At 71.8% G+C, this 20,415-nt stretch carries 18 protein-coding genes; 6 read left to right on the top strand and 12 right to left on the bottom strand.

Features of this window, described 5'->3' with window-relative positions:
• Complete coding sequence (locus RS82_RS02335; RefSeq protein WP_045296659.1) at positions 1–309, bottom strand: hypothetical protein; 309 nt, start codon at positions 307–309, stop codon at positions 1–3.
• An 86-nt stretch (positions 310–395) separates the two neighbouring features.
• Between RS82_RS02335 and RS82_RS02330 the strand changes: the two genes are divergently transcribed.
• Complete coding sequence (locus RS82_RS02330) at positions 396–1,694, top strand: isochorismate synthase (protein ID WP_045296657.1); 1,299 nt, start codon at positions 396–398, stop codon at positions 1,692–1,694.
• Between the two features lie 120 nt (positions 1,695–1,814).
• On the opposite strand, the gene RS82_RS02325 is transcribed toward RS82_RS02330, so the two are convergent.
• From RS82_RS02325 to RS82_RS02295, 7 genes are all read right to left on the bottom strand, one after another.
• Entirely contained in the window at positions 1,815–2,621 is an 807-nt protein-coding gene (locus tag RS82_RS02325) for an ABC transporter permease (protein ID WP_045296656.1), read from the bottom strand.
• Positions 2,618–3,646: an ABC transporter ATP-binding protein gene (locus RS82_RS02320; protein ID WP_045296654.1), complete on the bottom strand. Its 1,029-nt coding sequence runs from the start codon at positions 3,644–3,646 to the stop codon at positions 2,618–2,620. Before RS82_RS02320 ends, RS82_RS02325 begins: the two co-directional genes overlap by 4 nt.
• Before the next feature lie 67 nt (positions 3,647–3,713).
• On the bottom strand, positions 3,714–4,604 hold the full coding sequence (locus RS82_RS02315; protein ID WP_045296652.1) for a permease prefix domain 1-containing protein: 891 nt from the start codon (positions 4,602–4,604) through the stop codon (positions 3,714–3,716).
• Positions 4,601–4,954 carry a PadR family transcriptional regulator gene (locus RS82_RS02310; protein WP_045296651.1) on the bottom strand — a complete coding sequence of 118 codons (354 nt, stop codon included), beginning with the start codon at positions 4,952–4,954 and terminating at the stop codon, positions 4,601–4,603. Before RS82_RS02310 ends, RS82_RS02315 begins: the two co-directional genes overlap by 4 nt.
• Positions 4,955–5,083: 129 nt before the next feature.
• On the bottom strand, positions 5,084–5,947 hold the full coding sequence (locus RS82_RS02305; RefSeq protein WP_045296650.1) for a PPK2 family polyphosphate kinase: 864 nt from the start codon (positions 5,945–5,947) through the stop codon (positions 5,084–5,086).
• Between the two features lie 27 nt (positions 5,948–5,974).
• Positions 5,975–7,798 carry a 2-succinyl-5-enolpyruvyl-6-hydroxy-3-cyclohexene-1-carboxylic-acid synthase gene (gene menD, locus RS82_RS02300; protein WP_045296649.1) on the bottom strand — a complete coding sequence of 608 codons (1,824 nt, stop codon included), beginning with the start codon at positions 7,796–7,798 and terminating at the stop codon, positions 5,975–5,977.
• Between the two features lies 1 nt (position 7,799).
• Positions 7,800–8,294 carry a PLDc N-terminal domain-containing protein gene (locus RS82_RS02295; protein ID WP_045296648.1) on the bottom strand — a complete coding sequence of 165 codons (495 nt, stop codon included), beginning with the start codon at positions 8,292–8,294 and terminating at the stop codon, positions 7,800–7,802.
• Between the two features lie 102 nt (positions 8,295–8,396).
• Here RS82_RS02295 and RS82_RS02290 point away from each other — a divergent pair, with 102 nt between their 5' ends.
• Positions 8,397–8,732, top strand: coding sequence for a DUF4229 domain-containing protein (locus tag RS82_RS02290; RefSeq protein WP_045296647.1), 336 nt, complete (start codon positions 8,397–8,399; stop codon positions 8,730–8,732).
• A gap of 99 nt (positions 8,733–8,831) precedes the next feature.
• Here the strand turns inward: RS82_RS02290 and RS82_RS02285 are convergent, their stop codons facing one another.
• Entirely contained in the window at positions 8,832–9,815 is a 984-nt protein-coding gene (locus tag RS82_RS02285; RefSeq protein ID WP_045296646.1) for a 1,4-dihydroxy-2-naphthoate polyprenyltransferase, read from the bottom strand.
• Positions 9,816–9,904: 89 nt separating this feature from the next.
• Between RS82_RS02285 and RS82_RS02280 the strand changes: the two genes are divergently transcribed.
• On the top strand, positions 9,905–10,288 hold the full coding sequence (locus tag RS82_RS02280; RefSeq protein ID WP_045296645.1) for a VOC family protein: 384 nt from the start codon (positions 9,905–9,907) through the stop codon (positions 10,286–10,288).
• Between the two features lie 17 nt (positions 10,289–10,305).
• Here RS82_RS02280 and RS82_RS02275 read toward each other — a convergent pair whose 3' ends face one another.
• Both RS82_RS02275 and RS82_RS02270 read right to left on the bottom strand, forming a co-directional pair.
• Positions 10,306–11,460: an AMP-binding protein gene (locus RS82_RS02275; protein WP_045296644.1), complete on the bottom strand. Its 1,155-nt coding sequence runs from the start codon at positions 11,458–11,460 to the stop codon at positions 10,306–10,308.
• Between the two features lie 91 nt (positions 11,461–11,551).
• On the bottom strand, positions 11,552–12,466 hold the full coding sequence (locus tag RS82_RS02270; protein WP_045296643.1) for a 1,4-dihydroxy-2-naphthoyl-CoA synthase: 915 nt from the start codon (positions 12,464–12,466) through the stop codon (positions 11,552–11,554).
• 76 nt (positions 12,467–12,542) lie between these two features.
• Here RS82_RS02270 and RS82_RS02265 point away from each other — a divergent pair, with 76 nt between their 5' ends.
• From RS82_RS02265 to RS82_RS02255, 3 genes are read left to right on the top strand one after another with little or no spacing between them, the layout of a single operon-like run.
• A complete protein-coding gene (locus RS82_RS02265; protein ID WP_045296642.1) occupies positions 12,543–13,091 on the top strand; it encodes a hypothetical protein in 549 nt (182 codons plus the stop codon).
• A 1-nt stretch (position 13,092) separates the two neighbouring features.
• Positions 13,093–16,116 carry an ATP-binding cassette domain-containing protein gene (locus RS82_RS02260; RefSeq protein ID WP_045296641.1) on the top strand — a complete coding sequence of 1,008 codons (3,024 nt, stop codon included), beginning with the start codon at positions 13,093–13,095 and terminating at the stop codon, positions 16,114–16,116.
• Between the two features lie 25 nt (positions 16,117–16,141).
• Positions 16,142–16,567, top strand: coding sequence for a hypothetical protein (locus RS82_RS02255; RefSeq protein ID WP_045296640.1), 426 nt, complete (start codon positions 16,142–16,144; stop codon positions 16,565–16,567).
• Between the two features lie 45 nt (positions 16,568–16,612).
• Here RS82_RS02255 and RS82_RS02250 read toward each other — a convergent pair whose 3' ends face one another.
• Positions 16,613–20,317 carry a methionine synthase gene (locus RS82_RS02250; RefSeq protein WP_045296638.1) on the bottom strand — a complete coding sequence of 1,235 codons (3,705 nt, stop codon included), beginning with the start codon at positions 20,315–20,317 and terminating at the stop codon, positions 16,613–16,615.
• Between the last annotated feature and the right edge of the window lie 98 nt (positions 20,318–20,415).

Raw genomic sequence — 20,415 nt, 5'->3', positions numbered from 1 at the left:
TCAGCGCATATCGCCGGCGGGCGGCTCCCCGAAGGGCTCTTCGACGGGCATGAGGCCGATGTCGCGCGTCTCGGTGCCGCCTTCTCCCCCGAAGCCGACCCACGCGTCGGGCTCGGCGACTCTCACTCCGGACACCGCCTGCGCGCGATCGGCGTAGTCGGCGACCGACTCGTCGACCGTGGCGATGAACACGTCGGGAAGCTCCGGCGCCGGCGGCGCGACCGACTCCGCGCCGGCGTCGCGAAGGCCTGCCTCGACCGAGCTCTGGTCGGCATCGGGGTCGACGGTGATCAGATAACGCACGCTCACGCGGCCATCCTCACCCCGCGCCGCGGCACGCACAAGGGCAGCCGCGACCGGCATCCGGCCCGGATCCGCGAGTCTAGGCTGGACTCGTGACACCTTCGCACCGCCCGCCTGAGCTGGTGGTCGAGACCCGCGAGATCGAGCACATCGACGACCTCCTCACCTATGCCTCTCCCGACGAGCCTCTCGCCTGGCTGAGACGCGGCGACGGCATCGTCGGGATCGGCTGGCTGGGCGGCTACGAGCGCGGACCCCACTCCGCTCCTGGCGTCGATCCGGCGACGCTGCCGTCGGCGGCCGAGACGTGGCGGCAGATCGCCGCCACCGCGGAGATCGATGACCCCGTCGGCCTCCCCGGCACAGGGCTGGTCGCGTTCGGCACGCTCGTCTTCGACGAGAGGTCGTCTGCCACGAGCCGCCTCCTGATCCCGCAGGCGGTCATCGGTCGCCACCGCGGACGCTCGTGGGTCACGCGCATCCGACGCGTCTCGGCGGAGGTGGACGACGTCATCGTGGAGCCCAGGCCATATGGGTCGTACTGGTCGGCGACGCTCGGACCCGGCACACTCGATCCCGCCGGCTACCAGGCGGCCGTGCGCGGCGCCATCGACGCGATCGTGCGCGGAGAGCTCGAGAAGGTCGTGCTCGCGCGTGACCTCGTCGGCACGATCCCGGCCGGCGCCGACCTGCGACGGCTCGTGCGCGCCCTCGCCGACGACTACCCCGACACCTGGACCTTCGCCGTCGACGGCCTCATCGGCGCGAGCCCCGAGACGCTCGTGACCGCCGCGCGCGGCGTCGTGACGGCGCGCGTGCTCGCGGGGACGATCCCGCGAGGAACCGACGCGCACGACGACACCGCGGCATCGACCTCCCTCGCCCACAGCGCGAAGGACCTCGACGAGCATCGCTACGCCGTGCAGAGCGTGCTCGCGAGGCTCGGGCCGCACGTGCGTCATCTGCGGGCCGATCCCGAGCCGTTCACCCTCAAGCTGCCCAATCTCTGGCACCTCGCGACCGACGTCGCGGGCGACCTGGCCGACCACGCCTCCGCCCTCGACCTGGTCGCGGAGCTCCACCCCACAGCGGCTGTGGCCGGGACGCCGACGGATGCCGCGCTCGACCTCATCCGCCGGCTCGAGCCGTTCGACCGCGGCCGCTACGCCGGTCCGGTGGGCTGGATCGACGGCGACGGCAACGGCGAGTGGGCCATCGCCCTGCGCTGCGCGCAGATCGGCGGGGAGCCGCCCCGCAACGTCGCCGAGTACAGCGCGACGATCCCCGTCGTCGCGCACGCGGGCGCGGGGATCGTCGCGCAGAGCAACCCCGACAAGGAGCTGCTCGAGACCAGGGTCAAGTTCCGCCCGATCGTCGACGCGCTCGCCTGAGGTCGCGGCGGCGGCCGACGTGAGCCGGGCTCGGGGCGCACCGCATACGTTCGGGGCGCATCCGTCGCGCCCCGAACGCGCCTTCCGCGCCCCGAAACCCGAGGTCACGGACGGCGACCGTCACACCGAGCGCTGGTAGGCGCGGATCGACCGCATCGCCCAGATGAACGCCAGGGCCGCGAGCACGGCGAGTCCGCCCAGCTGCCACCAGCCGTTCGACGGGTACTCGCCCGACAGGCCGCCGCGGCCGAGCTCGACCGCCCACGTCATGGGGTTCCAGCGCGAGACGTCCTGGACCCACTCGGGCATGAGGTCGGCCGGCATCATCGTGGTCGACAGGAACGTCGCCGGAAGCACGACGAGCTGCGACAGGCTGATCAGCGCGATCTGACTCCGCGAGACGAGCGCTACCGCCGTCGATGCGCAGCAGAAGATCGTCGCGAGCAGCGTCGCGATGCCGAGGGCGGCGAGCGTGCCTCCCGCCCCGCCCGGATACCGTGCACCGGCGAGCCAGCCGATGCCGAGGACGACGAGCGACTGCGCGAGGTTGATGATCAGCTGCTGTGCGAGCTGCCCCGTGATGATCGCGGAACGCGACACCGGCGAGGTCAGGTACTGATCCATGACACCGGAGTTGATGTCGTCGATGTACCCGGTTCCGGCCCAAGCCCCCGAGTAGAGGACGGTCATCATGAGGATGCCGGGCACGAGGTAGTCGATGTAGCCGGCACCGCCGAACTGCGGCAGCGCGCCGAGCGACTGGAAGACCTGTCCGAACAGCACGATCCAGATGACCGGCTGGATCAGGGACATGACCGGTCCCCACACCTGGCGCAGGGTCGCGATCAGCCAGCGGCGCAGCACCTGGCCGGCCTGCGTGAACCAGCCCGCGCGGGGCGCTGCGCCGGTGAGAGCGAGAGTCGTCATGCTGCGACTCCTTCCGTGAGGGCGGGCACTGCGGCGTCGCCGAAGGTGTGGCCGACGAAGTGGAGGTACACGTCGTCGAGGGTGGGGTGGGATGCCGCGACCTGGCCGAAGCGGATGCCCGCGGCATCCAATGCTCCGATCACGGCCCCGACCGCCGCCGAGGCGTCGTCGGTACGCGCAGCGAGGACGCCGTCGACACCGGACGCCTCGATCACGACGTCCCGCAGGCCCGCCACGCGCCCGATCGCCGCGCGCACGGCAGCAGGGTCGGGCTCCACGAGCGACACCCTCAGCGAGTCGCCGTGCAGCGCCGCCTTGAGCTCGTCGGGCGTGCCCTGCACGACCGCGCGACCGCGATTGACGATGAGCAGCTCGTCGGCGAGGCGGTCGGCCTCCTCCATGTAGTGGGTCGTGAGCACGACCGTGAGCGCCTCCTCGCCCGAGAGCCGCCGGATCTCGGCCCACATCGTCGCGCGCGCCTCGGGGTCGAGCCCCGTGGTGGGCTCGTCGAGGAACAGCACGCGCGGCCGGTGCGCGAGCGCCGCTGCGACATCGAGACGCCGGCGCATGCCCCCGGAGAATGTGCCGACAGGACGACGGGATGCCTCGGCCAGCCCGAACTCGTCGAGCAGGCGCGCCGCGCGGCCACGGGCCTCCCCCGATCCCACGCCACGCAGCCGCGCGGCGATCTCGAGGTTCTCGCGCGCGGTGAGGAGCGGATCCGTGCTCGCCCCCTGGGACACGTAGCCGATGGTGGCGCGCACCGACGCCGGGTCGGTCGCGACGTCGTGCCCCGCGACGACGGCGGTTCCGCTCGTCGGGCGGGACAGCGTCGTGAGGATCTTGGTGGTCGTGGACTTGCCGGCGCCGTTCGGGCCGAGGAGGCCGAACACGCGGCCGGCCGGAACCGAGAACCCGAGGCCGTCGAGGGCGCGGACCGCGGGCCTGCGGCCGCGACCCGGATAGACCTTGACGAGATCGGTGGCGACGATCGCGCGATCACCGGTGATGGAGTTTTCAGGCATGGCGAAGCATCCCTTCCTGCGAATGGGTTGTTGAGGGGTCGGGCGTCGCGCTGCGCCGCCCGACGTTTCAGGACTTCTTCTCGGGGCTGAAGAGCATGCGTGCGAGGACGAGCATCATGACCGCGAAACCGCCGACGAAGGCCACCGGCGCCCACCACCAGCCGACGGTGAAGACGAGCACCGCGATGACGGCGAAGGTCACCAGCCAGATGACGGCGCTGTAGATGCCGAAGCGTGCGGCGGTCTCGGGCTCGCGCTCGAACCGGTTCGGCGGCTCGCTCGTGTGCGCCTGACGCGTCCAGGCCTTGTGGCGGTTCGTCTGGCTCGCCCCGAGGAACGCGAACAGGATGATCGACGCGATGACGCCGAGCGCCGCGAACACGACGCCCCACACCGGCATCGAACCGAAGGCGACGAGCGCGACGAAGCCGAGCCCGTACGCGCCGAGCAGCGTGGCGAGGAAGTACCCGGCGGCGCGGTTCTGCGGCATCGGGTGGTTGGTCGTCGTCTCCTGCGAGAGCGAGTCGCCGACGAGGAGGCCGAGGGCGGTCGCCGCGAACCCGAAGGCGCCGATCTGGGCGCCGAGCGGAATCGGCCACACGCCGGCCGCCCCGAGGATGCCGAGCGTGATGCCGATCACCGCGGCGATGGACCACACCACGGCCCGCACCACGAAGCCGGGCTTCGGACGCACGCGATGACGCTGCTGCAGGGCCGCGTAGCCGTCCGCGTGCGGGCGGGGCGCAGCATCCGTCGTCGCATCGAGAAGGGCACGCACATCACCGAGCTCGGCGATCGCACGGCGCGCGGCCTCGGTCGGCGCGATGCCCGCCGCCTCCAGCTCGTCGGTGCGGGCGACGAGGTTGGCGCGCACCTCCTCCTTGAGGTCCTGCGCGTCGGGCGTCATCTCGATGCCCTGGAACGCCTCGTCGAGGAGTCGATGGATGTCGGTGTTCATTGCTGGCTCTCCTTCACGTCGAGCAGTGAGTCGATGATGCGCCGGGTCGCGGTCCAGGCCGCGACGTTGCCGCGGAAGACCGCGCGGCCGGCGTCGGTGATGCGGTAGTACTTGCGACGGCCGCCCTGCGACTCGTCGCCCCAGTACGACTCGACGAGGCCGTCCTTCTCCAGGCGGCGGTACGTGGCGTACAGCGTCGCCTCCTTGATCTCGTGATCGCCGCCGGTCGCATCGCGGATGGTCTTGTAGATCTCGAAGCCGTACGCGTCGCCGCGCCGCAGCACACCGAGCACGATCGTGTCGGTGTGGCCGCGCAGCAGGTCGGCCGCGAACGCGTCGTCTTGTGTCATGTCAAGTACTGTATCACGTCAAGTACTCGTGAGCATCAACTACTTTGCGAGCTCGAATACCCGCCTGCTCCACGACGAACGCCCCCCCTGCCGGGGTTCGGCGGGGAGGCGTTCGGTGCGAGCGGCGGGTCAGGTGGCCGCGAGGCGCCGCTTCTCGGTTTCGACGTCGAACGTCGCCTTCGGCCACTGCGGGTCGATGTCCTGGAGTGCCTCGAGCAGCAGGTTCTGGACGGCGAGGCGCCCGTACCACTTGTGGTCGGCGGGCACGACGAACCACGGCGCGTGCTCGGTCGACGTGCGCTCGAACACGGTCTGGTACGCCGCCATGTACTGCGGCCACAGCTCGCGCTCATCGACGTCGGTCGGGTTGTACTTCCAGTGCTTGTCGAGGCGGTTGAGTCGCCGCATCAGGCGCTTCTTCTGCTCATCCGGCGAGATGTGCAGCATCACCTTGACGACCCTCGTACCGGAATCGGTCAACTGGCGCTCGAAGTCGTTGATCGCCGCGTAGCGACGCTCGATCTCCTGCTCGGGGGCGAGCCGTCGCACGCGGCCGATGAGCACGTCCTCGTAGTGCGAGCGATCGAAGACGCCGATCATGCCCGAGACGGGAAGCCGCTGCTTGACCCGCCACAGGAAGTCGTGCTTCAGCTCTTCCTCCGTCGGCTTCTTGAACGCCGAGAGCACGATGCCCTGCGGGTCGACGGAGCCCACCACATGACGGATGATGCCGCCCTTGCCGGCGGAGTCCATCGCCTGCAGCACCAGCAGCACGGAGGCGTTCGTCGCATCGACCCGGCTGCGGGCGTAGAGACGCTCCTGATACTCGTCGAGATCGGCGGCGCCGGACTGGAGGTCATCCGCCGCGTGCGCCTTGTCCTTCTCGTATCCCGGGGTCGAGCGGGTGTCGACGTCGGCGAGGACGAAGCTCTCACCCACTCGGAGGAGATCGGCGACGTCGCCGCTCCAGTGCTTCTGACTCGAGGCGATCATGGAGCCATCATGGCGGATGCCGCGGGCTCAGCGCTCGAGCGGGACCTCGATCAGCTGGCGTCCGCCGACCGGCGACGTGAGCGCCTGGTCGAGGGCCGCCCGCGTCGTGACGCGACGGTACTCCCAGCCGTACGCGAGCGCGAGCTGCTCGAGGCGCACCGTGTGCGGGGTCAGCAGCACCCGGTCCATCACATCGGCGCCCGCGACGGCTGCCACCTCGAGCCCGTCGAAGATCGTGCCGCCGCCGTCGTTGCCGACGATCAGCTGGATGCGCGGCTCATCCTCCTGGGGCGGCAGGAGCATCGCGCCGGCGTCATGGAGCAGCGCGAGATCGCCGAGGATCACGCGCGTGACGCCTGCGCCCCCGCCGGACTGGCTCGCGAGGGCGATGCCGGTCGCCGTGGCGATCGTTCCGTCGATGCCCGCCAGCCCGCGATTGGCGTGGACCGGCACCTTCTTGCCCGGGAGCACCTGGTCGGCGACGCGCACCAGACGCGACGAGCCGAACACGAGGCGATCATGGGGCCACGTCGCCCGCCAGACGGCGTCGACGAGCGCGGCGCGGTCGACGGGTGCGCGGATCACCCCGAGCTCCGCCGCGATCGCACCGAGCCGCTCCCCCGGCACCGCCGACGAGAGACCGTCGGCATCGGGTGCGGGTGGCGTGAGATCGACGGATGCTGCGCGTGATGCCTGCATCCACTCCCCGAGCCATTCGCGGTCCGGGTCGCCGGTCGCGACCGCGATGCGGTCGGCGGCCAGAGTGACGCCGTTGAGGTTGAGCGGCTCGCCCGGACCCCGGATCGCGACGACCTCGATCTCCGGGGCGGAGAGCAGCGCCGCCGTCTCCCTGCTGAGAGTCGGGTGGCCCAGCACGACGACCCGCTCGATGCGGCCGCCGAGCTGCGGGTCGCGCAGCAGCGCGCGGTAGCCGTGCACGAGCTGACGGCCGAAGCGCGCACCGCTCACGATCTCGGCGACGAGCGGCCACGCGCCGACGTGGGCGAGCTCCTCCGCGTCGGGGCCGGCGTCGGCACCTGCGAGCACGATGGTGCGGGGACCGCGCTCGAGCACGAGCGGCGCGTCCTCCGGCTCGGTCGGGAGGTCGGCCTCGCCGATGCCGCCCCCGCCCTGATACAGCGCACCGGATGCCTCGTCCTCGGCGTCGACCGCCACCGGAGGTCCGTCGGGGTCGTCGACGACCGCGGTGTCGAGCTCGGCGGCGGGCACGCCCATCCACGCGGGGAGAGCGCCCGACAGCGGCTCGCGGTACGGCAGGTTCAGGTGCACCGGACCCGGCGACCGCGTGCCCGCACCCAGCGCCGCGGCGATCGCGTCCTCGGCGAGGAGGCGGAGCATCGCACTCTGCTCGTGCGTGCCATCGGGATCGAGCGCCTCGGGCACCGGCACGTCGGCCTCGAGCCGCACCGTGGGTGCGAACATCCCCGGCTGGCGCGTCGTCTGGTTCGCACCGACACCGCGCAGCTCCGGGGGTCGGTCGGCAGTGAGCAGCAGCAGCGGGACGCCGGCGTGATGGGCCTCGAGCGCGGCGGGCAGCAGGTTCGCGACCGCGGTGCCCGACGTGCAGACCACGGCCGCCGGCATCCGTGTCTCCCGTCCGATGCCGAGCGCGGTGAAGCCGGCGACGCGCTCGTCGATGCGCACGTGGAGGCGGAGGGCCCCGCGCCGTTCCAGCTCGGCGGCGACCAGGGCGAGCGCCTGCGAGCGCGAGCCCGGGCTCAGGACGACGTGGCGCACACCGAGCTCGACGAGCCGGCCCAGCAGCGCAGCGGCGGCATCGGTCGCGGGCGCGGCGTCGAGCGCGCCCCCGGCGCTGTCGGAGTCGGTCACGTCAGCCGAGGGCCTCGCGCTGACCGCGGGCGTCGTCGTCGCCGTCCGCGGGACGGATCGGCGGCTTCGGCTGCGGCGGGGTTCCCGGCGTGGCGGTGCCGCCCGCGGCTGCCGCGCTTCCGGGCACGGCGGTGTCGTCGGATGCCGCGGGACCGCCCGGCGGGTTGAAGCGGGGGTCTTCGCCCTCGGCGTCGAGCTGCGCGAGCTCCTCCTCGAGGCGGCGGATGCGCTCGTCCTGGTCGGAGATCGTGCCGATGCGGCCGAGGAACTCGGGGTCGTCGTCGGGTGCCCTGCGGGCGGCGACGGCCGACGCGCGCCCCCGGCCGACGATGAGCCAGAGGAGGCCGCCCAGCACCGGCAGCAGGACGACGATGAGGATCCAGATCGGCTTGCTCACGCCGCGGTGGCGGGTCGGGGGCTGGACGGCGCAATCGACGATGGTGAAGACCCAGAACGCGGTCGCCACCAGGGCCAGAATCAACAGCACCCGAGGCATCTTCCCATCCTAGGCGGGCGGGGCCCCGAGTGGGCGTTCGCGGGCGCTCCGTGACGCAACCGCCGCAGAATCCGACTCGCCGACGGAACGTAGGATGGACGGGTGAAAGCGCGCTCTGCCATCGTCTATTCGGTGCTGCGGCTGCTGGCGTTCCTCGTGCCGTTCGGCATCCTGATGCTGTTCCCGATCATGCGCGAGTACTACTGGCTCGCCGCCATCTTCGCCGCCCTCATCGGCCTGAGCCTCTCGGTGCTGTTCCTGCGCAAGCCTCTCGACGAGGTCACGTCGGGCCTTGCCGAGCGCCGCGCCCAGGCGCGTGCGGCGGCGAGCGACGAGGAGGCGGAGGATGCCGCGGCCGACGCCGCCGCCCCTGCCACGCCCGCCGCCCCTGCTACGCCCGCCGCGCCCGACGCCGAGACGCCCGGCAGCCGCTCCTGAGCGCGAGATACCTCATCCACGCCGGGACACCACGCGGCGCGTGGTTTCTCGACCAGGACGCGGTATCTGAGTCCGCGGCCGGCCGGCGTGCGGCATCCGTCAGCCGATGAAGGCCCACATCAGGAACGCGCCGTAGGCGACCGACGTCAGGGACGTGAGCCCGAGGGCGACGACGAGCTCGCGCGGGTCGCGGTAGGTCCACACGATGAGGATCGCGGGCGCACCGGCCAGCAGCGCCAGCAGCGTGAGCCAGGCGATCGGGTAGCCGATCCACGCCAGGAACGCGGCGATGGCGAACGCCACCAGCAGGAACACGGTGAAGAGCCAGCGCGTGGCGGTGCGGCCGATGAGCACGGTGAGCGTCCGCTTGTGCGCGGCGCGGTCCTGGTCGATGTCGCGCAGGTTGTTCGCCAGCAGCACCGCGCAGGCGATGAGACCGACGCCGACGGCGCCGAACCACGCCTCCTGCGGGAGCGCGAAGGCCTGCACCCACGTCGTGCCGAGCGTCGCGACGAGACCGAAGAACACGAAGACGAAGAGCTCGCCGAGGCCGTAGTAGCCGTAGGGGCGCTTGCCGCCGGTGTAGAACCACGCCGCGAGGATGCACACGGCACCGGCGGCGATCAGCCACCACTGCTGCGTGCGGATGGTGATCGCGAGCCCGGCGACCGCGGCGATCGCGAAGAACGCCAGCGCGACGATGAGCACCGTGCGCGGCTTCACCTTGCGGCCGGCCGTGAGGCGGGCGGGACCGACCCGGAAGTCGTCGGTGCCACGGATCCCGTCGCTGTAGTCGTTGGCGTAGTTGACGCCGATCTGCAGCGACACCGACACGATGAGGCAGAAGAGCGCGATCACCCAGTGGAAGACGTCCACCACGAGGATCGCGGCGCCCGTGCCGACGAGGATGGGCGTGATCGCGAGGGGCAGGGTGCGCAGGCGCGCCGCGCCGATCCAGTCGCGCGCCGTGGGCTTCGCGACGTGCGCGGGGTCGCGCGGGACGTGCGCCTTCTGCGGGTTCCCGCGGGGAGGCTGCTTCCTGCGTCCGGCGGTGGTTCGCTTCTTGCTCGGGGTTCCTGCCACGAATGCACATCATAGGGGCCGCGCCGATGAGGCACGCGAATCCGTCAACCCCCTGACGGATGTCGGCGCCGAGGGCGAGGATGAAGCCCATGCTGAGCATCGGATCCATCGTCCTCACCGTGGAGGACATCTCACGCGCCGGCGACTTCTGGCGCACGGCCCTCGGCTACGTGAACCGCAACGAGCCCTCCGACGACTGGGTGATCCTCGATCCGCCGGGCAAGACCGATTGGTCGGCGCCCGGAGCGAGCCTCGCGCTGTCGGTCACCGGGTACCCGCAGCACTACCCGCCGCGGATCCACCTCGACCTGTACGCCGAGGACCAGGCGGCCGAGGTGACCCGCCTGCTCGGGCTCGGCGCGCGCGAGGTCGACTGGCACGACTACCCCGACGACGCCGACTGGGTCGTCCTCGAAGACACCGAGGGCAACCGCTTCTGCGTCGTCGACACCGGCCCGTACCCGCAGGGCTGACCCCGCGGCGCGCCGCGTCAGTGCAGGGCCATCACCGCGCGGCGGATCGCCTCGCGGTCGGGCTTTCCCGAGGGCAGCGTCGCGAGCTCGTCCACCAGCACCAGCCGTGCCGGGCGGGCATGTGCGCCGATCTCGGCCTGGACGGCGGCACGCGCTTCCTCGAGCTGCACGGCTTCGCTGCGCCGCAGCGCCTCGCCCCGGGAGGCCACGACGACGGATGCCTCGCCCCACCGCTCGTCGGGAATCCCCACGACGACGGCGAGAGCGAGCCCCGGGATCCCGCGCACGATCCGCTCGACGCGGTCGAGCGAGACGTTGATGCCGCCCGACACGATGACGTTGTCGATGCGGCCCCGCACGCGCAGGACGCCGTCCTCGATCAGCCCTGCGTCACCGGTGCGGTACCACCGGGAGCCGTCGCGGTCGCGGAGGAACACAGCATCCGTCAGTTCGTCGTTGCCGAGGTAGCCGTCGGCCAGTGTCGGGCCGGAGACCTGCACCTCCCCGCGCTCGATGCGCAGCCGCACGTTGCCCAGGGCCACGCCGTCATAGACGCAGCCGCCGCTGGTCTCGGTGGAGCCGTAGGTGCGCACAATGCGTGCGCCCGCGGCTTGAGCGCGCTCGAGGGTCGCCGCGGGGAGCGCCTGGCCACCGACGAGGATCGTCTCGAAGGAGCGCAGCGCCGCGAGAACCGAAGGGTCGTGCTCGGCCGCGTCGAGGAGCTTCGACAGCTGCGCCGGCACCAGCGACGTGTAGCTCGGCACCCGCTCGCCGCGCTCGGTCGACACCATCATCAGCGCGGCCGCCGAGAACGCCTGCGGGGTGAAAGCGCCCGCCAGGATCGCGGGCTCGCGGTCCTGGACGAGGGAGCGCACGAGCACCTGCAGTCCCGCGACGTAGCTCGCCGGCAGCGCCAGCAGCCACGCGCCGTCGCCGATGCGGTCGGCGGTCGACAGGGCGCTCGAAGTGAGCGCGTCACGGCTGAGGACGACGCTCTTCGGGATGCCGGTGGACCCGGACGTCGTCACGACCACGGCCGTGCCCGCCCGCACCTCGCCGGGCAGCCCGCTGACGAGGCCGAGGCCGAGCGCGGGTCCGGCGCCGTGCAGCGCACCGCGCAGACCCCGCAGGATCTCGCGGGGGTCATCGCCGACGACGGGGACGAGCTTCATGCGGGCATCAACTCCTCGGAAACCTGCCGGCCCAGGCCGTTTCGCCGCGCTCCCAGGCCCAGGGCGGGAGTTTCGGAGGAGTTGGTGCTCATCAGAAGTGCCAAGGGTAGGGCGACCAGTCCGGGTCGCGCTTCTCGAGGAACGAGTCGCGGCCCTCGACCGCCTCGTCGGTGCCGTAGGCCAGGCGCGTGGCCTCCCCCGCGAAGACCTGCTGACCGACCAAGCCGTCGTCGACCGCGTTGAACGCGAACTTCAGCATGCGGATCGCGGTCGGCGACTTGGTGAGGATCGTGCGGGCCATCGACACGGCTTCGCGCTCGAGGTCGGCATGCGGCACGACCCGGTTCACCGCGCCCATCTCGTAGGCGCGCTGCGCGGAGTACTCCTCGGCGAGGAAGAAGACCTCGCGCGCGAACTTCTGCCCGATCTGCCGGGCGAAGTACGCGGAGCCGTACCCGGCGTCGAACGAGCCCACATCGGCGTCCGTCTGCTTGAACCGGCCGTGCTCGGCGGAGGCGATCGACAGGTCGCACACGACGTGCAGCGAGTGCCCGCCGCCCGCGGCCCACCCGGGGATCACCGCGATGACGACCTTGGGCATGAACCGGATCAGCCGCTGCACCTCGAGGATGTGGAGTCGCCCGGCGCGGGCCTGCTGCTCGGCCGGGACCGCGGACTCGTCCTCGGAGTACTTGTAGCCGTCGCGCCCGCGGATGCGCTGGTCGCCGCCCGAGCAGAAGGCCCAGCCGCCGTCCTTGGGGCTCGGCCCGTTTCCGGTGAGCAGGACGACACCCACGCGGGGGTCCTGGCGAGCGATGTCGAGCGCGCGGTAGAGCTCGTCCACGGTGTGGGGGCGGAAGGCGTTGCGCACCTCCGGCCGGTCGAACGCAATGCGCGCGATGCGGCCGTCCTTCGAGACGTGGGCCGTGATGTCGGTGTAGCCGCCCTCGGGCCGGCCGGGCGCCTGCTGCCACTCGCTGTCGTCGAAGAGTTCCGAAACGCTCACCCGGCCAGCCTACGGCGGGCTCCGCGCGGGCGTCATGTGCAACCGGACACCGGCAGCAGGGGCCTAGCCTGGATCGGTGACTTCGACTCTTCGCGCCGTGGCGGCCGCCGCGGCATCCGCTGCACTGCTCTTCGCCCTCGCCGCCTGCTCGTCCGACGCCCCCGAGGCTGCGCCGACGGCCTCCGACACGCAGGCCGTGCAGGTCAGCGACGAGGCGTGCGCCGATGACGCCGGCATCACCGTGGCTGTGGACGCCTCGGCGCTCGAGGACGGCGACAGCAAGTCGTGGTGCATCGAGACCGACGAGACGCTCGCCGCCGCCGACGCGCTGACGCTCGTGAACGTCACGACCGAGGGCACCGAGGAGTACGGCGACCAGGTCGTGTGCCGCGTGAACGGCGTCCCGGCTGAAGACCAGGCGATCACCGCAGACGACGGCTCGGAGTACTTCGAGACCTGCGAATCGATGCCCGCGGCGTTCGCCTACTGGTCGCTGTGGATCAAGCCCGCCGAAGGCGAGTGGGGGTACGCCGAGGAAGGCCTGTCGACCCTCGAGCTCGAGCCCGGCGAGGGACTCGAACTGCTCTTCACCCTGAACGGCGAACCGGCAGCGCCGACGTCCTGACATGACGTTCCGACCCGGTCCCCTGCGAGCCGCGGCGATCCTCGCCGCAGGGTTCGTGGCGGCCCGGGTCGTCTACCGCATCCTCTTCCACGGCGCCGACGGCGACGGCTTCGTCCTGCTGGATCTTCCGGCGGTGCGGCTGCCGTCGCCGTTCGCGCATGTGGTGCTGCTGGGTCCCGTCACGGTCGACGGACTGTGGGATGCCGCGGCCAGCGCCGTGCCGATCGCCCTCGCGATCCTCGCGTTCGGGGTGGTGAACGCCCTTGTCGACCTGCACCGGGTCTTCGCGCGGGCCTCGCGACGCGGCCCGCTGCGCGGCGTCGCACGGGCGCTCGCGATCGCCGCGGCCACGCTCCCCTCGCTCGCCGACGGCGCCCGCGCGGTGCGGTTCGCGCAACGACTCCGCGGCGAGCGCGGCGGGGCACGGATGCTGCTGCCGCTGCTGGAGCGAACCCTCGAGCGCGCCGGGGCCGTGGCCGCAGCCCTCGAGCTGCGTGGCTTCGCGGGACGCGGGCTGGACGGGGACTGCCTCGCACCGGTTCAGGCCGAGAGCGTGCAGATCGCGTTCGGCGATGGCGCTGCGGGACTCGGTCTCCGGCTTCCGCCGTCGCTCACGCTCGAGGCGGGCACGCTCACGCTCGTGTCGGGGCCGACCGGCGCGGGCAAATCGACGCTGCTGCGGGCCGTCGCGGGCCTGCACACGCACACCGACGGCGGCTGGATCGCCAGGTCGCTGCGGGTCGTCGGGCACGAACGCGCGACGGTGCCCCCGCGCGACCTCGCCCAGCGCGTGGGCGTGGTGCTGCAGCATCCGCGTGACGCGTTCGCCACCGAGTGGGTGCGCGACGAGATCGGGCTCTCGCTCGAGCTGCGCGGCGTCGCGCCCGTGATCACCGCCGCGCGCGTGGCCGAGGTCGCCGAGCGGGTCGGCGTGCCGCTGCTCGACCGCACCACCCGCGGGCTCTCGGCCGGTGAGGCGACGATCGTGGCGATCGCCGCGGCGATCGTCGAGCACCCCATCCTGCTGCTGGTCGACGAACCGCTCGCCGACCTCGACGCGGACGCTCGCGTGCGCGTCGCACACCTGCTGGATGCCCTCGCGCACGAGGCCGGTATGTGCGTCGTCGTCGCCGAGCACCGCGTCCAGGCGCTCTCCGGGATCGCCGACACGGTGCTGCGGATCGACGACGGCGTGGTCGATTCCGTGGAGTCCTTCACGGGTTCGGGGCGCACCGCGGACGATCGGGGCGCACGGGATGCGCCCCGAGTGAACGGGATGCGCCCCGAACCCGCGGAACCGGGGGATGTCGTGCTGCGCGCCCGCGGAATCACGGTGCGCCACCGCGAAACGGTGGCCGTAGCGGGTGCAGACATCGAACTGCGCGCCGGCGAGATCGTCGCACTCGTCGGACCCAACGGCGCCGGCAAGTCGAGCCTGCTCGCGGCGCTCGCACTGCCCGCACGGGGAGCGGACATCGAGTCAGCCGGTCGGGTCTCGCTGGTTCCGGATGCCTCGGACGACCTTTTCGTGTCCGACAGCGTCGCCGCCGAATGCCGTCGGGCGGACCGCCGGGCCGCGCGCCGCGACGTGGGTTCGGCGCCGGGCACCGCGGCACGGTTCGCCGGATTCCTGGGTCTCGACCCCGACAGCCCGGCACTCGCAGCACGGCTGGCGCGGCATCCACGCGACCTCTCTGCGGGTGAGCGACGCTGCCTCGCACTGGCGATCCAGCTCGCGGGCTCGCCGCGGGTGCTCATGGTCGACGAGCCCACGCGCGGCCTCGACCCCGCCGCCCGCGACCTGGTCTGGGCGGCGCTGACCTCGCTCGCCGCATCCGGCACGGCGGTGCTGGTGGCCTCGCACGAGCCCGACTTCACGGCCCGCGCCGACCGCACCCTGACGATGCGGGCCGGGGTGCTCACCGCCGCGCCGTTCCCAACTCAGGATGAGCGCGCGTCGACCGTGCGCGAACCGCGGAATTCGGGGGGTGCTGATGCCGTCGGCTCGAACGATCCTGAGTTGGGAACTCGTGACCGGACGCTCCGGCCCTCCGCGGACGGCTCAGGCCTCGGGGAGCACCCTGATCCGGCCGGCCGCGCGCCGGCTCCCTCCCGGTCTGCAACCCAGGCCGAAAGGTGGGAACGCCTTCCTGCGGACGCGGGTCCTGCAAACCTTCCTGAATTGCGAACAGGCGAGACCGTGCCCGACGGCTCCCGGCGACGCGTCCGGGGACGCCGTCTGCCGCTCGCCGCACTGGCCGCCGCCAACCTCGTCGCGGTCGGGGCGTTCTGCTGGCCACTGGTCGCCACCGCGGTACCCGAACAGGCCTACGCGGCGGTGCCCGTGGCGGCGCTCGCGCTCGTGCCGCTCGCCGCGCTCGTCGTCGTCGCGACGCTCGACGGGAGCGTGCGATCGGCGCACATGCTGGCGCTGCTCGGCACGCTCGCCGCGATCGGCGCGGCCGTGCGCATCGCGGGCACCGGCGTCGGCGGCGTCGAGGCGGTGTTCATCCTGCTGATCCTGGCGGGGCGTGCGTACGGCGCACGGTTCGGCATGCTGCTCGGCATGGCGACGATCGCCCTGTCCACCCTGATCACGGGCACGTTCGGTCCGTGGACCCCGTTCCAGATGTTCGCGTGTGCGTGGGTCGGCGCGATCGCGGGACTCCTCCCCCGGCGGATCTCGCGCGGGGGCGAGATCGCGATGCTCAGCGTCTACGGCGTCGTGGCCTCATACGCGTTCGGCCTGCTGATGAACCTCTGGTTCTGGCCGTTCGCCGTCGGCTACGGCACCGGCATCTCGTACGACGGCAGCGCGCCGCTCGACGTGAACCTCACGAGCTTCCTGCTGTACTCGCTCGTCACCTCGACCCTCAGCTGGGACACCCTCCGCGCGATCACCACGGTCCTCGGACTGATCGTGGTCGGCCGTCCGATCCTCGCGGCGCTGCGGCGCACCAAGCCGCTGGCGACACGGACGCAGCCCATCCCCGCCCCGCGAGAGCGCGCATCTGCCCTATCGTGAGGGTCACGTGCCGGAAGGAGCCCACGTGATCACCGCGACCGCACCGCCGCCGACCGACCTCGTCGGCGCGTACCTGCCCGAGATCGTCTCGCTCGCGAAGCGCGGCCTCCTGTGGGCGGTGCTCTACGGCATGCTCACCCTCGCCTCGAGCGGCGGATGCCTGGGCTCCGCGTCCGGCGGAGACCAGATCTGCTACACCGCGACGCTGCGCCCGTCGCCCCTGACGTGGCTCGTGATGGCGCTCGTGTTCGTCATCGCCCTGAGCCGCGCCGCGAAGGCCACGACGACCGCCCAGATCACGCGCATCCTCCGGATCGCCGCGACCGCCCTGTGGCTGGTGCCGCTCGTGGCCTCCGTGCTCGGCATCGTGTCCTTCATCACGGCATCGCCCGACGCATGGCTCGACGGCGGCGTGCCCGCCGGCATCGACTTCCGGATCACGTCGGATTGACGGATGCCGCGGGTCGCCGCATCCGTGTTCTGAAAGCACCCGACCTCAGACGGAGAAGTACTTCGCCTCGGGGTGGTGGAAGACGAACGCATCGGTCGACTGCTCGGGGTGAAGCTGCAGCTCCTCGCTGAGCTCGACCCCCATCCGCTCGGGGCGGAGGAGCTCGACGACCTTGCGGCGGTCCTCCATGTCGGGGCACGCGGGGTAGCCGAGCGAGAAGCGGGCGCCGCGGTACTCGAGTTTGAAGAGGCCCGCCGTGTCGGTCGGGTCCTCCTGCGAGAAGCCGAGCTCGGAGCGGATGCGGGCGTGCCAGTACTCGGCGAGCGCCTCGGTCAGCTGCATCACCAGCCCGTTGAGCTCGTAGTAGTCGCGGTACCTGTCCTCGGCGAAGAGCTTCGCGGTGACCGAATCGATGTTCGCGCCCGCGGTCACGAGCTGCACCGGCAGCACGTCGACCTGGCCGGACTCGCGCGAGCGCACGAAGTCGGCGAGGCACAGGTGGCGGTCGCGGCGCTGGCGCGGGAAGTGGAAGCGCAGCCGGTCGGTGCCGAGCGTGCCGCCCGACCCGCCGTCGGGGGCGAGGAGGCCGGCGTCCCCCAGCGCTCCCGAGGGGTCGTCGCCGTGGTGCAGCACGACGACGTCGTTGCCTTCCGACACGACAGGGAAGAACCCGTACGCGACCGAGGCGTCGAGCATGCCCTCGGCGAGGATGCGGTCGAGCCAGTACCGCAGCCGCGGCCGGCCCTCCGTCTCGACGAGCTGCTCGTAGGTGGCGCCGTCCTCGCCGCGGCCGGGTTTGAGGCCCCACTGGCCCATGAACGTCGCGCGCTCGTCGAGGAACCCGGCGTAATCGTGCAGCGCCAGGCCGCGGACGATGCGGGTGCCCCAGAACGGCGGAGCGGGGACGGGATTGTCGGATGCCACGTCCGAGCGTGCCGGCATCGCCTCGGGCTCCGTGAGGGTGAGCTTGGAGCCCGCCGCATGCCGCCGCTTCTTCAGCGCCGGGAGTCCGACGGACGCCGGATCGGCGCCGCGCGCGATCTTCACGAGCGGGTCCATGAGCGCGAGCCCCTCGAACGCATCGCGGGCATAGCGCACCTCGCCGTCGAACAGCGAGGCGAGGTCGTCCTCGACGTACGCGCGCGTGAGCGCCGCACCGCCGAGGATCACCGGCCACTTCTTGCCGAGGCCACGCGACGTGAGCTCCTCGAGGTTCTCCTTCATCACGACCGTCGATTTCACGAGGAGACCGGACATGCCGATGACGTCGGCGTCGTGTTCCTCGGCGGCCGCGATGATGTCCGCGATCGGCTGCTTGATGCCGAGGTTGACGACGTCGTACCCGTTGTTGGTGAGGATGATGTCGACGAGGTTCTTGCCGATGTCGTGCACGTCGCCGCGGACCGTCGCCAGGATGATGCGGCCCTTGCCCGAGGCATCCGACTTCTCCATGTGCGGTTCGAGGAGGGCGACCGCGTTCTTCATGACCTCGGCCGACTGCAGCACGAACGGCAGCTGCATCTCGCCGGCGCCGAACCGCTCGCCGACGACCTTCATACCCTCGAGCAGGTGGTCGTTGATGATCTGCAGCGGCGCCAGGCCGCCCTCGCGGGCGAGGTCGAGGTCTGCCTCGAGGCCCTTGCCCTCGCCGTCGATGATGCGCCGCTCGAGCCGCTCGCCGACCGGCAGCGCGGCGAGCTCGGCCGCCCGCTGGTTGCGCAGGGCCGCGGTGTCGACGCCCGCGAAGAGGTCCAGCATCCGTGCCAGCGGGTCGTACGTGACGTTGCCGTCTGCGTCGTACTCGCGGCGGTCCCACACCAGATCGAGCGCGACCTTGCGCTGCTCCTCCGAGATGGAGGCGAGCGGCACGATCTTCGCGGCGTCGATGATGCCCGAGGTGAGGCCCGCCTGGACCGCCTCGTGCAGGAACGCGGAGTTCAGCACGCTGCGCGCGGCCGGGTTGAGGCCGAACGACACGTTCGAGACGCCGAGCGTCGTGTTGATGCCGGGGTACTTGGCGGTGATCTGCCGGATCGCCTCGATCGTCTCGATGGCGTCGCGGCGGGTCTCCTCCTGGCCGGTGGCGATCGGGAAGGTCAGGCAGTCGACGATGATGTCGTTCACCCGCAGGCCCCAGTCGCCCACGAGCTCGTCTATGAGCCGCGTCGCGATCTGCACCTTGCCCTCGGTGGTGCGCGCCTGGCCGTGCTCGTCGATCGTCAGCGCCACCACCGCGGTGCCGTGCTCCTTGACGAGCGGCATGATGCGTCCGAACCGCGAGGTCGGGCCGTCGCCGTCCTCGTAGTTGACGGAGTTCACGACGGGCCGGCCTCCGATCAACTCGAGCCCCGCGGCGATGACCGCCGGCTCGGTCGAGTCCACGACGAGCGGCAGCGTCGACGCGCTCGCGAGACGCGACACGACCTCGCGCATGTCCGCGGCGCCGTCGCGCCCGACGTAGTCGGTGCAGACGTCCAGGAGGTGGGCGCCGACGCGGATCTGGTCGCGGGCGATCTCGACGCAGTCGTCCCACCGCTCCTCGAGCATCGCCTCGCGGAACGCCTTCGATCCGTTCGCGTTGGTGCGCTCGCCGATCGCGAGGTACGAGGCGTCCTGCTGGAACGACACGTGCTGGTAGAGCGAGGCCACGCCGGGGTCGAGGTCGATGGCCCGGTCGCCGAGAGCGCGCACGGGAAGCGCGCGCTCGCTGTCTGGGCCGGGTGCGGCAGGTTTCGTGTCGGTTCGCTCGCTCGACGACCGGAGGTGGGCCAGGCGCTCGACCACCGCGGCCAGGTGCTCGGGCGTGGTGCCGCAGCATCCGCCGACGAGTCCCAGCCCGAACTCGCGCACGAACTGCTCGTGCGCGGTCGCGAGCTCGACAGGGGTGAGCGGGTAATGCGCGCCGTTCGCGCCGAGCACGGGAAGCCCCGCGTTGGGCATGCACGCGATCGGCACGGTCGCGTGCTTCGACAGGTGCCGGAGGTGCTCGCTCATCTCGGTCGGGCCGGTGGCGCAGTTGAGCCCGATCGCGTCGACGCCGAGCGGCTCGATCGCGGTCAGCGCCGCGCCGATCTCGGAGCCCATGAGCATGGTCCCGGTGGTCTCGACGGTCACCTCGACGAAGATCGGAAGACGGATGCCGCGGCTCACGATCGCCTGACGACACCCGTTGATCGCGGCCTTGGTCTGGAGCAGGTCCTGACTCGTCTCGACGAGGAACGCGTCGGCGCCGCCGTCGATGAGGCCCTCGGCCTGAAGTGCGAAGGTCTGCTTGAGGTTGTCGTAGGTGGTGTGGCCGAGGCTCGGCAGCTTCGTGCCCGGACCCATCGAGCCGAGCACCCAGCGCACGCGCCCGTCGACGGCCTCCGCCGCCTCGACGCGCTCGCGCGCGATGCGCGCACCGACCTCGGCGAGCTCGGCGATGCGGTCGACGATGCCGTAGTCGTCGAGGTTCGACCAGTTCGCACCGAACGTATTGGTCTCGACCGCGTCGACGCCGACCTCGAGGTACGCGTCGTGGATCGCGCCGACGACGTCGGGGCGCGAGACGTTGAGGATCTCGTTGCACCCCTCGAGGCCCTGGAAGTCGCCGTCGATCGACAGGTCGTACCGCTGGAGCATCGTCCCCATCGCGCCGTCGGCGATGACGACCCGCTCACGCACGCCGTCGAGCAGCTGCTGCGACCTCTCGGGTCGCGGAACCCCGTCGATGTCGAGGGCGAACCGGGGTGCGGGCGGTGCTGCGGTCACCTCCGCGATTTTAGTCGCCGGGTACTCCGGGTCGCGGTTCGTGACGGATCCCCCGCTCGGCCCCCGCGCGACACCAAGAACGCCTGACCCCTCCCGCC

The sequence above is a fragment of the Microbacterium trichothecenolyticum genome, assembly GCF_000956465.1.
GTDB classification, from domain to species: Bacteria; Actinomycetota; Actinomycetes; order Actinomycetales; family Microbacteriaceae; genus Microbacterium; species Microbacterium trichothecenolyticum.
This window is presented reverse-complemented; position numbering and strand designations above follow the sequence as displayed.